The 14,640-nt window shown below is 72.6% G+C and carries 9 protein-coding genes; 1 reads left to right on the forward strand and 8 read right to left on the reverse strand.

The genetic code is table 11. The features are described from left to right. Nucleotides 1-21: 21 nt before the first annotated feature. A complete protein-coding gene (gene gltB, locus ACSUPR_RS07160) occupies nt 22-4,584 on the reverse strand; it encodes a glutamate synthase large subunit (protein WP_436890339.1) in 4,563 nt (1,520 codons plus the stop codon). 561 nt (nt 4,585-5,145) lie between these two features. On the opposite strand from gltB, the gene ACSUPR_RS07165 reads away from it, so the two are divergent. Continuing rightward, a complete protein-coding gene (locus ACSUPR_RS07165) occupies nt 5,146-6,849 on the forward strand; it encodes a bis-aminopropyl spermidine synthase family protein (protein ID WP_436890340.1) in 1,704 nt (567 codons plus the stop codon). 41 nt (nt 6,850-6,890) lie between these two features. Here the strand turns inward: ACSUPR_RS07165 and ACSUPR_RS07170 are convergent, their stop codons facing one another. From ACSUPR_RS07170 to trpB, 7 genes are all read right to left on the reverse strand, one after another. Beyond that, on the reverse strand, nt 6,891-7,826 hold the full coding sequence (locus ACSUPR_RS07170) for a hypothetical protein (protein WP_436890341.1): 936 nt from the start codon (nt 7,824-7,826) through the stop codon (nt 6,891-6,893). A 242-nt stretch (nt 7,827-8,068) separates the two neighbouring features. Further along, complete coding sequence (locus ACSUPR_RS07175; protein ID WP_436890342.1) at nt 8,069-9,202, reverse strand: hypothetical protein; 1,134 nt, start codon at nt 9,200-9,202, stop codon at nt 8,069-8,071. Nucleotides 9,203-9,348: 146 nt separating this feature from the next. Continuing rightward, a complete protein-coding gene (gene lgt / locus ACSUPR_RS07180; RefSeq protein WP_436891904.1) occupies nt 9,349-10,443 on the reverse strand; it encodes a prolipoprotein diacylglyceryl transferase in 1,095 nt (364 codons plus the stop codon). 55 nt (nt 10,444-10,498) lie between these two features. Then, nucleotides 10,499-11,476, reverse strand: a complete 978-nt coding sequence (locus ACSUPR_RS07185) for a DsbA family protein (protein ID WP_436890343.1) — start codon at nt 11,474-11,476, stop codon at nt 10,499-10,501. 46 nt (nt 11,477-11,522) lie between these two features. Continuing rightward, nucleotides 11,523-12,041 (reverse strand): MauE/DoxX family redox-associated membrane protein, encoded by a 519-nt coding sequence (locus tag ACSUPR_RS07190; RefSeq protein ID WP_436890344.1) that lies wholly within the window; start codon nt 12,039-12,041, stop codon nt 11,523-11,525. A gap of 351 nt (nt 12,042-12,392) precedes the next feature. After that, the gene (gene trpA / locus ACSUPR_RS07195) at nt 12,393-13,199 is read right to left on the reverse strand and encodes a tryptophan synthase subunit alpha (protein WP_436890345.1); all 807 of its coding nucleotides are present in this window, start codon (nt 13,197-13,199) and stop codon (nt 12,393-12,395) included. Then, nucleotides 13,199-14,416 carry a tryptophan synthase subunit beta gene (gene trpB / locus ACSUPR_RS07200; protein ID WP_436890346.1) on the reverse strand — a complete coding sequence of 406 codons (1,218 nt, stop codon included), beginning with the start codon at nt 14,414-14,416 and terminating at the stop codon, nt 13,199-13,201. The genes trpA and trpB overlap by 1 nt, the downstream gene beginning before the upstream one ends. Nucleotides 14,417-14,640 lie beyond the last annotated feature (224 nt).

Below are 14,640 nucleotides of genomic sequence, written 5' to 3' on the forward strand. Positions count from 1 at the left end.
TCCTCTCGTGTGTGCTGACGCTCAGGACTGCGCGGAGGCCATGACGGCCTCGTTGACGTCGCGGCCCTCGCGTTCGGCCTCGGCCTGGGCGAGCAGGACCCGCTTGTAGTCGCGCGGCATGATCTTGGCGATGCGGTCGAGTCCGGCGTCCCCCGCGGCGAGGAGGCGCTGGGCGACGGCGGAGCCGGTCTCGGCGTGGTGGCGGGCGAGCACGTCGGTGAGGAACGCGCGGTCCTCGTCGTCGGGTGCTTCGATCTCCACCATTTCGGTGTTGACGCGGTGGGCGTCGAGGTCGAGGACGTAGGCGATGCCGCCGGACATGCCGGCCGCGAAGTTGCGGCCGGTGCGTCCGAGGATGACGGCGCGGCCGCCGGTCATGTACTCGCAGCCGTGGTCGCCGATGCCTTCGACGACGGCGAGGGCGCCGGAGTTGCGGACGCAGAAGCGTTCGCCGACGATGCCGCGGAGGAAGATCTCGCCGGAGGTGGCTCCGTAGCCGATGACGTTGCCGGCGATGATGTGGTCCTCGGCGACGAGGGTGGAGGTGTCGGCGGGCCGGACGATGACGCGGCCGCCGGAGAGGCCCTTGCCCACGTAGTCGTTGGCGTCGCCGTTGAGGCGCAGGGTGATGCCCTTGGGCAGGAAAGCGCCGAAGGACTGGCCTGCGGATCCGGTGAAGGTGACGTCGATCGTGTCGGTGGGCAGGCCGTCGGCGCCGTAGCGCTTGGTGACCTCGTGTCCGAGCATGGTGCCGACGGTGCGGTTGACGTTGCGGACGGGCAGTTCGAGCTTGACGGGCTGCCCGAAGTCGAGTGCGCCTTCGGCGAGCTGGATGAGGGTGTTGTCCAGGGCCTTCTCCAGGCCGTGGTCCTGGGTGCGGGTGCGGACGCGGTGGTCGCCGGCCCAGGGTTCGACCTCGTGGAGGATCGGGGACAGGTCCAGTCCCTTGGCCTTCCAGTGCTCGACGGCGTCGGTGGTGTCGAGCAGGTCGACGGCGCCGATGGCCTCGTCGAGGCTGCGGAAGCCGAGCGCGGCGAGGTACTCGCGGACCTCCTGGGCGATGAACTCGAAGAAGTTCACGACGTACTCGGCCTTGCCGGAGAACCGTTCGCGCAGGACGGGGTTCTGGGTGGCGACGCCGACGGGGCAGGTGTCGAGGTGGCAGACGCGCATCATGACGCAGCCGGAGACGACGAGGGGCGCGGTGGCGAAGCCGTACTCCTCGGCGCCCAGGAGGGCGGCGATGATGACGTCGCGGCCGGTCTTCATCTGGCCGTCGGCCTGGACGACGATGCGGTCGCGCAGGCCGTTGAGCAGCAGGGTCTGCTGGGTTTCGGCGAGGCCGAGCTCCCAGGGGGTGCCCGCGTGCTTGAGGGAGGTGAGCGGCGAGGCGCCGGTGCCTCCGTCGTGGCCGGAGATGAGGACGACGTCGGCGTGGGCCTTGGAGACGCCGGCGGCGACGGTGCCCACACCGGCCTCGGAGACCAGCTTGACGTGGACCCGGGCGGAGGGGTTGGCGTTCTTGAGGTCGTGGATGAGCTGGGCGAGGTCCTCGATGGAGTAGATGTCGTGGTGGGGCGGCGGGGAGATGAGCCCGACGCCGGGGGTGGAGTGGCGGGTGTCGGCCACCCACGGGTAGACCTTGTGGCCGGGCAGCTGGCCGCCCTCGCCGGGCTTGGCGCCCTGGGCCATCTTGATCTGGATGTCGTCGGCGTTGGTGAGGTAGTGGGAGGTGACGCCGAAGCGGCCGGAGGCGACCTGCTTGATGGCGCTGCGCCGCAGGTCCCCGTTGGCGTCGGGGGTGAAGCGGGCGGGGTCCTCGCCGCCCTCGCCGGTGTTGGACTTGCCGCCGAGGCGGTTCATGGCGATGGCGAGGGTCTCGTGGGCCTCGGCGGAGATGGAGCCGTAGGACATGGCGCCGGTGGAGAACCGCTTGACGATCGCGGAGACGGGCTCGACCTCGTCGATGGGGACGGGTTCGCGGACGCCCTCCTTGAGGCGGAAGAGGCCGCGCAGGGTCATGAGGCCGGCCGCCTGGTCGTCGATCTTGTTGGTGTACTCCTTGAAGATCTCGTACCGGCGGGTGCGGGTGGAGTGCTGGAGCTTGAAGACGGTCTCGGGGTTGAACAGGTGGGGTTCGCCCTCGCGGCGCCACTGGTACTCGCCGCCGATCTCCAGGCGGCGGTGGGCGCCGGAGACCGGGTTGTGGGTGTGGGCGCGGCGGTGCCGCAGGGCGACCTCTTCGGCGAGGACGTCGAAGCCGACGCCGCCCAGGCGGGAGGTGGTGCCGGTGAAGCAGCGGTCGATGACCTCCTGCCCCAGGCCCAGGGCCTCGAAGATCTGGGCTCCGGTGTAGGAGCTGACGGTGGAGACGCCGATCTTGGACATGATCTTCAGGACGCCCTTGCCGAACGCCTTGACGGTGTTGCGGACGGCGGTGTCGGCTTCGATGCCGTCGATGGTGCCGCGCTGGACCAGGTCCCGGACGGTGGCCAGGGCGAGGTAGGGGTTGACGGCGGAGGCGCCGTAGCCGATGAGCAGCGCGACGTGGTGGCATTCGCGGACGTCGGCGGCCTCGACGACGAGTCCGACCTCGGTGCGGGTCTTCTCGCGGACGAGGTGGTGGTGGACGGAGCCGGTGAGCAGCAGCGACGGGATGGGGGCGCGGGTGGCGTCGGCGCCGCGGTCGCTGAGGACGAGGATGTGGGCGCCGTCGGCGATGGCGGCGTCGATCTCGGTGTTGAGCTCGGTGAGGCGGGCGGCGAGGGCTTCGCCGCCGCCGTCGACGGGGTAGGTGCCGTCGACGGTGAAGGTCGCCAGGGCGGGTTCGGTGCGTCCGGCCTCGGTGATGGCGGCGAGTTCGTCCTGGTCGATGACCGGGGTGGGCAGGACGAGGCGGCGGGTGTCGCCGGGCTCGGCCGTGAGGATGTTGTGCTCGGCGCCCAGGAGGGTGGAGAGGCTGGTGACCATTTCCTCGCGGATGGCGTCCAGGGGCGGGTTGGTGACCTGGGCGAAGTTCTGCGAGAAGTAGTCGAAGAGCTGGCGGGAGCGCTCGGAGAGCGCGGCCACCGGGGTGTCGGTGCCCATGGAGCCGATGGGTTCGGCGCCGGTGCGGGCCATGGGGGTGAGGATGACCCGGAGTTCCTCCTCGGTGTAGCCGAAGACCTGCTGGGCGCGGTTGAGCTCGGTCACGGGGACGGGCTCGGCGGCGGGCAGGTCGGCCAGGCGCAGGAGGCCGGAGTCGGTCCACTCCCGGTAGGGGTGCTGGGCGGCGAGTTCGGCCTTGATCTCCTCGTCCTCGATGATCCGCCCCTGGGCGGTGTCGACGACGAAGATGCGGCCGGGCTGGAGCCGGCCCTTGCGGACGACGGTGGCGGGGTCGATGTCCAGGACGCCGGCCTCGGAGGCGAGGACGACGAGGCCGTCCTCGGTGACCCAGTAGCGTCCGGGGCGCAGGCCGTTGCGGTCCAGGACCGCGCCGACGAGGGTGCCGTCGCTGAAGGAGACGGACGCGGGGCCGTCCCAGGGCTCCATGAGGGTGGAGTGGTACTCGTAGAAGGCCCGGACGTCCGGGTCCATCTCGGTGTGGTTCTCCCAGGGCTCGGGGATCATCATGAGTACCGCGTGGGGCAGGGAGCGGCCGCCGAGGTGGAGGAGCTCCAGGGCGTCGTCGAAGGACGCGGTGTCGGAGTCGTCGGGGTCGACGATGGGGAAGATCCGGTCCAGGTCGCCGGGGATGAGGTCGGTGGCGAGCTTGGCCTCGCGGGCGCGCATCATGTTCCGGTTGCCCTTGACGGTGTTGATCTCACCGTTGTGGGCGACGTAGCGGAAGGGGTGGGCCAGGGGCCAGGACGGGAAGGTGTTGGTGGAGAACCGGGAGTGGACCAGGGCCAGGCCGGAGGCGTAGCGCCGGTCGGACAGGTCGGGGAAGAACGGTTCGAGCTGGGGGGTGGTGAGCATGCCCTTGTAGACGATGGTGCGCGGGGACAGGCTCGGGAAGTAGACGTCGGCTTCGTGTTCGGCGCGCTTGCGGACGCAGTAGGCGTAGCGCTCCAGGTCGATGCCGGTGAGGCCTTCGGTGGCGGTGCCGGGGGTGCCGGTGATGAAGAGCTGCCCGAAGTAGGGCATGGCCTGGCGGGCGGCGGGGCCGCTGTACTGGGGCTCGAAGGGCAGGTCGCGCCAGCCCAGGAGGGTGAGGCCCTCCTCGGTCACGATGCGGCCGATCGCGGCGGTGGCGCGGGCGCGGTCGGCGGCGTCGGCGGGGAGGAAGGCGATGCCGGCGGCGTAGGCGCCGGCGGCGGGCAGCTCGAAGTCGCAGACCTCGGTGAACAGCTCGTGCGGGATCTGGGTGAGGATGCCCGCGCCGTCGCCGTCGTCGGGGTCGGCGCCGGAGGCGCCGCGGTGGTCGAGGTTGCGCAGCACGGTGAGCGCCTTCTGCACGATGTCGTGGCCGCGGCGACCGGTGAGGTCGGCGACGAAGCCCACACCGCAGGCGTCGTGCTCGAAGGCGGGGTCGTACAGGCCCTGAGAAGTGGAGATCGCGTTCGCTCGGACGGACGAACGCCGCACCTGACCAGCGGGCATCTACCCTCCTGTCGTCTTTCGTCGGCTTTGTGAAAAAGCGCATCCGGGACGACATTGGCCCTGCTGCGTGCGTGGAGTTGTGGGTGCTCGGCCTGTGGACGCCGTGTGGTCCGCCACCGTACCGCGGCCACGTCCTCGTGGTGCGGATGGCGGATGGTCGCCCGCTGCGAGCGGTCTCTCTTGTACCCGTGGATCCAGCCGCGACGCAAGTCGCAGGTCTAGACCATGGGGTGCCGCGGTGCACCCCGGGTCGCGTGCTGCGGCACCTTGTGGACGGTACCGCGGTTCCCTGGACGGGGGTTCCCCGTCGGGAGTGTGCCTAGCCGGTTTTTCCACGAGGGAATGCCGGTAAACCTCCCAAAGCGGATAAAACCCGACGGGTGGTCGTGTTCTTCGCTTCGGGCACGCGAACGCCGTGCGCCGCACCCCCACATTACCCCGGCGTTAACACTCCTCCCAAGAGGGACCCGATCGAGTGTCCGAGTGATATGTCACTCATTGCGACGGGGCGCCCTGACCTGGGCACACACCTTCGGCCCCGGGCCGTGGGACGATCGGTCCATGGCAGTAGACCCCACGAACCCCGAAGGGAGCGGCACTCCCGGCACCCCGCCCGCGCCCCTCCCGTCCCCTCCTCCCCCGCCCCTGCCCGAGGCGGCACAGCGGGCCCTGCGCGCCCACGGGGTGGACGCTCCCCGGCTGCGCGCCGTGCTCGCCGCGCTCTCCGACGGCCGGTACCGGAGGACCGACGACCTGGTGCGGGACACCGCCGTGGCCCGCGTCCTGGTGGTGGCGCTGCTGGAGCACCTGGTGGAGGCCGGGGAGGCGGTGCGCGAACCCGATGGCGACCGGGTGCGGCTGGCCCGCCCCGACGACTACGCCGGCGCGGCCGGGGACGCCCTCGCCGACCCGGTGGCGCACCTGGCGCCCCGGTACACGCACGCCGCGGCGGAGATCGCCCGCGCCATCGCCCAGGGGCCCGCCGCCGACCTGGACCTGGACCACGTCACCGCGACCGCCGACACCGCACTGCGCCGGGCGCTGTTCCTGGCCACCCGGTTCGACCTCGTCGACCGGACCGTGCTGTGCGTGGGCGACCACGACCTCACCTCGGTCGCCCTGGCCCTGGTGCGCCCGGGAGCACACGTCCGCGTGGTCGACATCGACGAGCGGGTGCTCGCCCACATCGACGCCGTCTCCGAACGGCTGGGGCTGGACGTGCGCACCCACCACGCCGACCTGCGGCTGGGCCTGCCGCCGGGGCTGCGGGGCGGCGCCGACCTGGTGTTCACCGACCCGCCCTACACCCCCGACGGGGTGGAGCTGTTCGTCCGCCGCGGCCTGGAGGGGATGGCCGACCCGCGCAGGGGCCGGGTGCTGGTCGCCTACGGGGTCGCCGAGACCACGCCCCGGCTGGCCGCCGCCACCCAGGCGCGGCTGCTGCGGATGGACCTGGCCCTGGAGGCCGTGTGGCCGGACTTCCACCGCTACGACGGCGCCGAGTCCATCGGGGCCGCCTCGGACCTGTACGTGCTGCGGCCGCTGACGCGCACTCCCGCCCCGGCCGCGGAGAGCGGCGCCCGCGTCTACAGCCAGGGCGTCAACGCCAAGGAGGCCAGGGGGGTCCTGGACGAGGAGCGGGCCCGCGCCGCGCTGGAGCGGGCGGCCGACGACTCCGGGACGGCGCCGGTACCGGTGGGCGCCTGGCCTCCGGCGGTGCTGCCCGGGTCGGGGCGGGTGCGGCTGGCCACGTGGCTGGAGGCGCCGGTACCGCTGTCGGGGCCGCCGGTGGTGGACCTGACCGGCGGCTGGGAGCGGATCGCGGCGCGCGCGGCACTGGCCTGCCCCGGTGGGGGCGGGTACCTGCTGGTGCCGTCATCGGCGGCGTGCGTGCGCGACGAGCGCGGCCAGGCGGAGCTGCGGGCGCTGGTGGAGCCGCGGTTCCGGGTGCGGTTCCTGCGCGGTTTCGGCGACCCGTCGCTGACCGCGGTGCGGCTGTCCGCGGCGCCCCGGGCCCAGGATCCGGTGGAGCGGCTGCTGGTGCACGTCCAGGAGCACGCCCACGGGACGCTGACGTCGGTGCTGCGCGCCGGGGCGCTCCGGGTGGGCCGGGAGGAGGGGCTCCCGGTGAACAAGCGGACGGCCCGGCTGGCGGTGTCCGAGGCCCCCGCGTGGGTGGCCGGCCACACCCTGCTGGACCTGCCCGGGCACCGGTTCGCCGAGCTGCGGGAAGCGGCCGCGGCGGTGTGGGCGGCCCTGGGGTGAGGCGTGCCCGGGGCCGCGCACGGCGCGGCCCCGGGCGCGGGTCAGCTCCCGGGCACCGCTTCCTCGGTGCCCGTGTCCGTGCCGGTGCCGGCGGTGGGCTCGTCCTCGCGGAGGTTGACCAGGCGCCGGTACAGCGGGTCGCGGAAGTTGCTCAGCGTCACGATGGGGCTGGCCAGGCTCACCCGCTGGTCCACGGACTCCGAGTCGGTGGGCTGCACCCACACCACCACCAGGTAGTGGCCGCTGACCGTGGCCTCCGCGGAGCTGTAGCCCGAGCCCAGGCGGTCGAACGGGTCGGCGCCCGAGGGCGGGATCACGAAACCGGGCCGGGGGGCGTCGGCGGGCGGCTCCTCCCCCGCGGGGGTGTCGGGCTCGGCCATGGACGCGGCCACGGCGCGGCTGCCCTCGACGTCGTCGAGGTTGAAGATCGCCGTCACCCCGAAGTAGGAGTCGCCGACGTAGGTGGCCCGGCCGACCTGGGTGCAGCCTGCGTCGGCGAGGGCCCGGACGACCTCCTCGCCCCACACGGCGGCGGCGCAGTCCTCCGAGAGCTCGGAGTCGCGCAGGGTGAACTCCAGGCCCCGGCTGGAGATCTCGGCGCTGCGGTCGCCGAACAGCTCGCCCTCGTTGAGGGGGCGGCCGTCGAGTTCGCGGGTGCCCAGGACCGTGTTCATGTCGTTGTCCCCGACGTCCTCGACGCTGTAGGTGACCGGCCGGGTCTGCGGCGGGGGCCCGTCCGCGGCACCCCCGTCCGCCCGGTCGAGGTAGAGGACGACGCCCAGGCCGACGAGGGCGGCCACGAGGACGCCCGCGACGATGCCGATGAGCCGGCCCGACCGCTTGGGCTCCTGCTTGCGGCGCCCTCCGGCGCGGCGGCGGCTCGCGCCCGCGCGGGAGGCGCGCCCGGTGTCGTCGGGTTCGCTGTTCTTCCTCCGGCGTCCCGCTGTTCCGGACGCCGACGCTTCAGAAGGGGACACCCAGTGGACCTTTCCTCGGATGACGGTCCCGCGTGTGCGCGGTGGACCCGATTGCGCTCGGCGGGGGCGCGGCGGGGGCCGGGGAGCGCCCCGGGAGCGGTGCGCGCGCCCCGCTCGGCCCGGCCGTGGCAGGGCCGGTCGATCTGTCCGAGATCCTATCGGGACGTCCGGGGAGCGCGAACGGCCGTGCTGGAGGCACGGCCGTTCGCCTGAGGGTGTCGCGCGGGGGTGGTCCCCCGCGGCTACTCCTGCTGCGCCTGGGCGGCGATCACCTCGTTGTAGACGTAGGGGACCGCGTTCATGGACGCCACGCTGACCGTCGCCAGGTCGGTGTCGTCCCCGGGCGGGCTGCCGTCGGTGCGGGCCACCCAGAACACCGCCAGGTAGTGGCCCATGACCTGGGCGGTCGCCTCGCTGTAGCCCTCCTGGAGGCCGGGGATCTCGTCGTTGGTGCGGCTGAGCAGGAACCCGGCGCCGGTCTCGGCGTTGGTCGGGTCCAGGGCGGTCTCGACCTCGGCGGCGGCGGCGGCGTCGGCCAGGTCGAACAGGGTGACCTGGGCGACGTGGTCCTCGTCGGCGTCGGTGTAGACGCCCGAGGCGGCGTTGACGCAGCCGCCGTCGATGAGGCTCTGGCCCAGGTCGTCGCCCCACACCAGGGAGGTGCAGGAGTCGGTGACCGTGCCGTCGCGCAGCTCCAGTTTCATGTCGTCCAGTTCGATCTCCTGGACGGGGCCGAACACCGCCTCCTGGGTCATCGGCTCCAGGCCCTCGGGGCGCTCGTCGATGGGGCCGAACACGTCCTCCCGGTTGGGGTTGGACATGTACAGCTGCGGGCTGAGGGTGCTGTGGCCCTCGGGCGGGGCGACGACGGTGCTGTCGCCTCCGGACGCCGTGCCGCCCGCGCCGGTGAAGAGCTGGTAGGACAGCAGTCCCAGCAGCGCCAGCAGGGCGAGGGCGAAGGCGCCGCTGAGGACGCCCAGCACCACGGTGCCGCGTTTGCGCTTGCTCTGTTCGGCGAGGGTGTACACGATCTGGTTGGGCCGGTCGCCCAGGACCGACACCTTCTTGATCGCGGAGGCGGAGAACGCGGACACGCGTTTGACCCCGCCCTTCCCGGCGTCCCCGGCCGCGGCGGCCCGGCGGGCGCCCCGGCGGCGTCCCCGGCCGCGGCCGGCCCGTTCGCCGGTCTCCTCGGCGGGCCCGGTGTCCTCGACGGGGGTGTGACCGTACTCGGCGGAGTAGTCCTCCTCCGGGTCGTAGTCGTACTCCTCGTCGTGGCCGTAGTCGTCGGCGCGGTCTCGGATGGGGCCGGTGTCGGCGCGGCGGGTGCCGCCGCGTCGGCCTCTACGGCCGGATCCGGACTCGGCTCTGCTCACGGTCTTTCTCAATCGTCAACCCGTGGTCTGCTCGAAAGGTACGGGGGCACGTGCGGGCACGTCGTCACCCTCGTGGGTGTGGATGTGGATGTCGTGCGCGGGCGCCGCACCCGCCCAGGTGGCGGGCATGCGTCCTGTCCCCGTGTCTACTCGGGCTTCGCCCCGGAATCGGTTCCCTCATCGTTCGAGGTCGAGCCCTCGCTACTAGATCGCTCCGGGCTCGGGTGGTATTCCGTCCCCGCGTCGCCTCCCGAGGTCCCGAGGTCGGAATCCCCCGTGTCGGCGGTGCTGTAGACGGTGCTGTCGTTACCCATCTCACCGTCGGCGGTGGGCCCGAACACCTGGGTTCCGGCGTCGGCGCCGTGGGGCACGACCGCGGTGGAGAAGGAGTCCAGGCGGCGGCCCGCCCAGACGAAGTAGGCCAGGGCGCCGAGGAAGACCAGGACGGAGGTCCAGTTGTTCAGGCGCAGGCCGAGGAAGTCGTTGGCGGGGTCGACGCGCAGGTACTCGATCCAGAACCGGCCGACGCAGTAGCCCATGATGTACAGGGCGAACAGGCGCCCGCCCTGGAGGGAGGCCTCGAAGCGGCGTCCGGCCCAGACGAGCAGGGCCGCCAGGCCCAGGCACCACAGGGACTCGTAGAGGAAGGTCGGGTGGTAGGTGCTGACGCCGAACTCCATGCCGGGGCGCAGGTGGCCCTCGGGGTAGGGGGAGATCTCCACGGCCCAGGGGAGGTCGGTGGGGCGGCCGAACAGCTCCTGGTTGAAGTAGTTGCCCCAGCGGCCGATGGCCTGGGCCAGCGGGATGGTGGGGGCGATGGCGAAGGAGAGCTTGGACATCGACAGGCCGCGCTTGCGGGCGACCAGCCACACGCCGAGGGCGCCCATCGGGATGGCGCCCCAGATGCCCAGGCCGCCCTCCCACACGTAGAGGGCGCGGATGGGTTCGCGGCCCTCGGCGAAGTACAGCTGCGCGTCGCTGATGACGTGGTAGAGGCGGCCTCCGACGAGGCCGAGGATGACCGCCCACACCGCCATGTCGAGGATGGTGCCGGGCTCGCCGCCCATCGCCTTCCAGCGGCGTTCGCTCCACAGGACGGCGACGATGACGCCGGCCAGGATGCACAGTGCGTAGAAGTGGATCTCCAGGGGCCCGATCGGGATCGAGTTCACCTGCGGGCTGGGGATGGCCGCGAGGGCGCGGCCGGTGGTGGCCGCGCCCTCGATGGCTGTCGACGACAGTGTCACTGCTCTGCTCTCGGGTTCGCCCCGCGTGCGGGGGGTGTCTTCAGGGGTGCTACTGCACGTCACCCCCGTCGCCCAACGGCTGGGTCTCGACCTTACCGGGGTCGGCCGAGGCGATGGCCTCGGAGAGCCCCCGGACCGTCATGGCGGTGTTGTTGTCGAGCAGGACGCCGTTGAGGTAGACGGAGGGGGTGCCGCGGAAGGCGTTGTCTCCGCTGTAGCGAGTGTAGGCGTCGCCGGTGGCGTCGATGAGTTCGCCGGTGTAGGTGCCGTCGAGGAACGACGGGTCGTGGCCGTTGTCTGCGCCCCAGGCCAGCAGGTCGGTGAGGACCATGGTGCCCAGGGTCTCCTGGCCGATCTGGTCCACGGCGTCCTCGGTGAGGGCGGGCAGGAACTCCTCGGTGAACTCCGTGACGACGGCGTCCTCCTCCTCCAGCCGCGCGCCGAACTCCTCCTGCTGCCCGGCGGTGGTGTCCAGGTCGGCGAACCACCGCCGGAGCTCGTCGGTGGAGAAGCCCTCGCGACCCTCGGTGGGCTGGTTCTCGAACAATAGGTCGTTGTACTCGACGAAGACGCCGTGGTCGGCGGCGATGCGGGCGGCGGCGCCGCCGCGCAGGGAGTTGCTGCTGATGGGGACCTGCTGCTGGGCGAAGATGCTCACCGGGCGGAAGTGGACGATGGCCTCGCCCTCGGCGGAGCGCTGTTTGAGCAGGTCGCCGTTGGTGAGCTCGAACTGGCGGCAGGCGGGGCACTGGTAGTCGGCGTAGACCTCGACGACGGGCGCCTCGACTCCGTCGTCGGCCATGACGACGCTGCCGTCCTCCTGGACCGTCTGGGCCGCCAGGGGGCCGGTGTAGCCCTCGCCGCGGTCGGAGTTGAGGACGGCGTAGCCGATTCCGACGATGAGGACGATGACGGCGGCGGCGGCGCCGACGACGATGAGGTTCCGGCGCCGGGCGGCGGCCTTCTTCTCCTTGGCCCGCTGTTCCTTGAGCCGTTCACGGGCGCGTTTGCGCGCTTCGCTCCCCATGGTGGTGTTCCTTCTGTTCCTGGTCGGGGTGGTCGTGGGCCGCGGCTCAGCGGAAGAGGCCGAGCGGGCGGTCCAGGGCGAGGGGTGAGCGGGGCCACAGGGCGATGAAGGCCCCCAGGGCGGCGAAGCCGATGTCTCGGGCGATGGAGAGGCCGTAGGTGGTCTCGCCGGGGTCGACGGCGCCGCCGCCTCCGAAGCAGCCGCAGTCGATGCTCAGGCCGCGGGCCATGGCCGAGAGGATCCCGGCGATGAAGGCGACCATGAGCAGCGCGGTGACGGCTCCGGTGAAGCGGGTGGCCAGGCCCAGCAGGAGCAGGACGGCCAGGGCGAGCTCGAAGAGGGGGAGGGTGTAGCCGATGAGGCGGGCGATCTCGTGGGGGAAGAGGTCGTAGGCCTCCACTGCCTGGACGGAGAGCGCGGGCGGGTACTTGGAGACGGCCGCGTAGATGAGGATCCCCGCGAGGGCGAGGCGGCAGGCGAGGGTGATCCAGGGCTGGGCGGCGGCCCAGCGCGCCCGGGGGGCGGAGGCCGAAGCGGGGGCGGGGGTTTCGTCGGTTGTGTCCATAGGGGTGGGCCTTCGGGGTTCGGGGGCTGGATTGTCGCACTCCGCGCCTGAGAAATCGCTCTCAGTGACCACGCAGATCCTACCGGCTGTGATCACCCGATGACCCCGGGCGCTGGGACCGGGGTGAGCGGCGCGCGGACCCCGGCGTCCGTCACCTCCCCATCACACCACCGCGAGGCCCGCGCGCGCGGCGTTTCCGGGCGATCCGGGGCCCCTTCTCACCCGATTCTCACCGGCTTAACCTTCTTAACCCGGTCCTTGACCGGTGAGAACGCGGAACGGGCCGCCCCCGTGCAGGGGACGGCCCGCGGCCGGTGCCCGAAGGCCCCCGGGCCGTGCCCAAGGGCCCGGTCAGCGGGACCGGACGCCCGCCGCCAGCTCCTCGGCGAACGACGTCACCGCGATGAGCCCCGTCTCCAGGTCCGGGGCGTCCAGCACCCGCTGGCAGAACCCGGCGCCGACGATCACCCCGTCCGCGTAGGCGGCCACCTCCGCGGCCTGTGCCCCCGTGGAGATGCCCAGGCCCACACAGATCGGCAGCCCCGACTCGCGGGTGGCCTCGCGGGTGCGCCGCACCAGCGCCTCCGCGGTGTCGGCCACCTGGGTGCGCGTCCCCGTCACCCCCATCAGCGACGCCGCGTACACGAACCCGCTGCACGCCCGCGTGGTCAGCGCCAGCCGCCGGTCGGTGGAGGACGGCGCCACCAGGAAGATCCGGTCCAGGCCGGCGGTGTCGGAGGCCGCCGTCCACTCCTGTGCCTCCTCGGGGATCAGGTCGGGGGTGATGACCCCCGCCCCGCCCGCCTTGGCGAGGTTCCCGGCGAAGCGCTCCACTCCGTAGCGCTCGATCGGGTTCCAGTACGACATGACCACGGCCGCCGCCCCCGTCGCCGCGGTCGCCTCCACCACCCGGAACACGTCGTCGGTGGTGGTCCCCGCCGCCAGGGCGGCGTCGGCTGCCCGCTGGATGGTGGGGCCGTCCATCATCGGGTCGGAGTAGGGCAGGCCCACCTCGATGACGTCGCAGCCGCCCTCGACCATGGCCCCGATGACCCTGATCGAGGACTCCACGTCGGGGAACCCGGCCGGGAGGTAGCCGATGAGGGCGGCCCGGCCCTGGGCGCGGGCCTGGGCGAGCTTGCTCTGCAGGGTCGTCATCACGCCTCGTCCTTACCGTCGATCAGGCCGAAGTAGGCGGCCGCGGTGTCCACGTCCTTGTCGCCGCGCCCGGAGAGGTTCACCAGGACCACCGCGTCGGGGCCCAGCCGCTCCCCCAGCCTGCGGGCCCCGGCCAGGGCGTGGGCGCTCTCGATGGCCGGGATGATGCCCTCGGTGCGGCACAGCAGCCGGAAGGCCTCCATGGCCTCGGCGTCGGTGACCGCCTCGTAGTTCGCCCGGCCGGTGTCGGCGAGGTGGGCGTGCTCGGGGCCCACCGCCGGGTAGTCCAGGCCGGCGGAGATGGAGTGGCTGGGCAGGGTCTGCCCGTACTCGTCCTGGAGGACGAAGGTGCGGGCGCCGTGGAACACGCCCGGGCTGCCGGAGCTGATGGAGGCGGCGGTCCGCGGGGTGTCGGCGCCGTCGCCGCCCGCCTCGAACCCGTACAGGGCCACCGAGGCGTCGGGGATGAACGCCGCGAAGATCGCCATGGCGTTGGAGCCGCCGCCCACGCAGGCGGCCACCGCGTCGGGCAGCCGGCCGATCCTCTCCAGGACCTGCTCGCGGGCCTCCGCGCCCACCACGAAGTGCAGGTCGCGGACCAGCTTCGGGAACGGGTGGGGACCGGCGACCGTACCGAACAGGTAGTGGGTGCGGTCCACGTTCGCGACCCAGTCGCGGAACGCCTCGTTGATGGCGTCCTTGAGGGTGCGGCTGCCGATGGTCACCGGGACGACCTCGGCGCCGAGCATCCGCATCCGGGCGACGTTGAGGGCCTGGCGGCGGGTGTCCTCCTCGCCCATGTAGATGACGCACTCCAGGCCCATCAGGGCACAGGCGGTGGCGGTGGCCACCCCGTGCTGGCCGGCGCCGGTCTCGGCGATGACGCGGGTCTTGCCCATGCGCTTGGTGAGCAGGGCCTGGCCCAGCACGTTGTTGATCTTGTGCGAGCCGGTGTGGTTGAGGTCCTCGCGCTTGAGCAGGATGCGGGCGCCGCCGCAGTGCTCGGAGAAGTTGCGCGCCTCGCTGAGGGCGCTGGGGCGGCCGGTGTAGTCCTTGAGGAGTGCGGCCAGCTCGGCCTGGAAGGCCGGGTCCTGGCGGGCCTTCTCCCACTCGGTCTCGACCTCGTCGAGGGCGGCGATGAGCGCCTCGGGGGCGAAGCGGCCGCCGAAGCGGCCGTAGTGCCCGCGCTCGTCGGGCAGCTGCGGATCGTGGCTCATGGGACTGTCCTTCGGGATGCGGGGCCGACGGCCCACCCCCCGTCGTGCGGCGCACGGGAGGGGTGCGCGCGTCGACCGTTCCGTGCGCCGCGGCGTGTCCTGGGCCCGCGGCGCGTTTCTGACGTGGGTCAACGCGGCGACGGGAACCCGCGGGCGCGCACGGTGCGCGGCGGGTTCCCTAGAGCCATCGCCATCGGCGGCCGGTACGGGCCGTGATGGCGGTG

Origin of the sequence: Nocardiopsis dassonvillei (genome assembly GCF_964273065.1) — a bacterium.
GTDB lineage: Bacteria > Actinomycetota > Actinomycetes > Streptosporangiales > Streptosporangiaceae > Nocardiopsis > Nocardiopsis dassonvillei_B.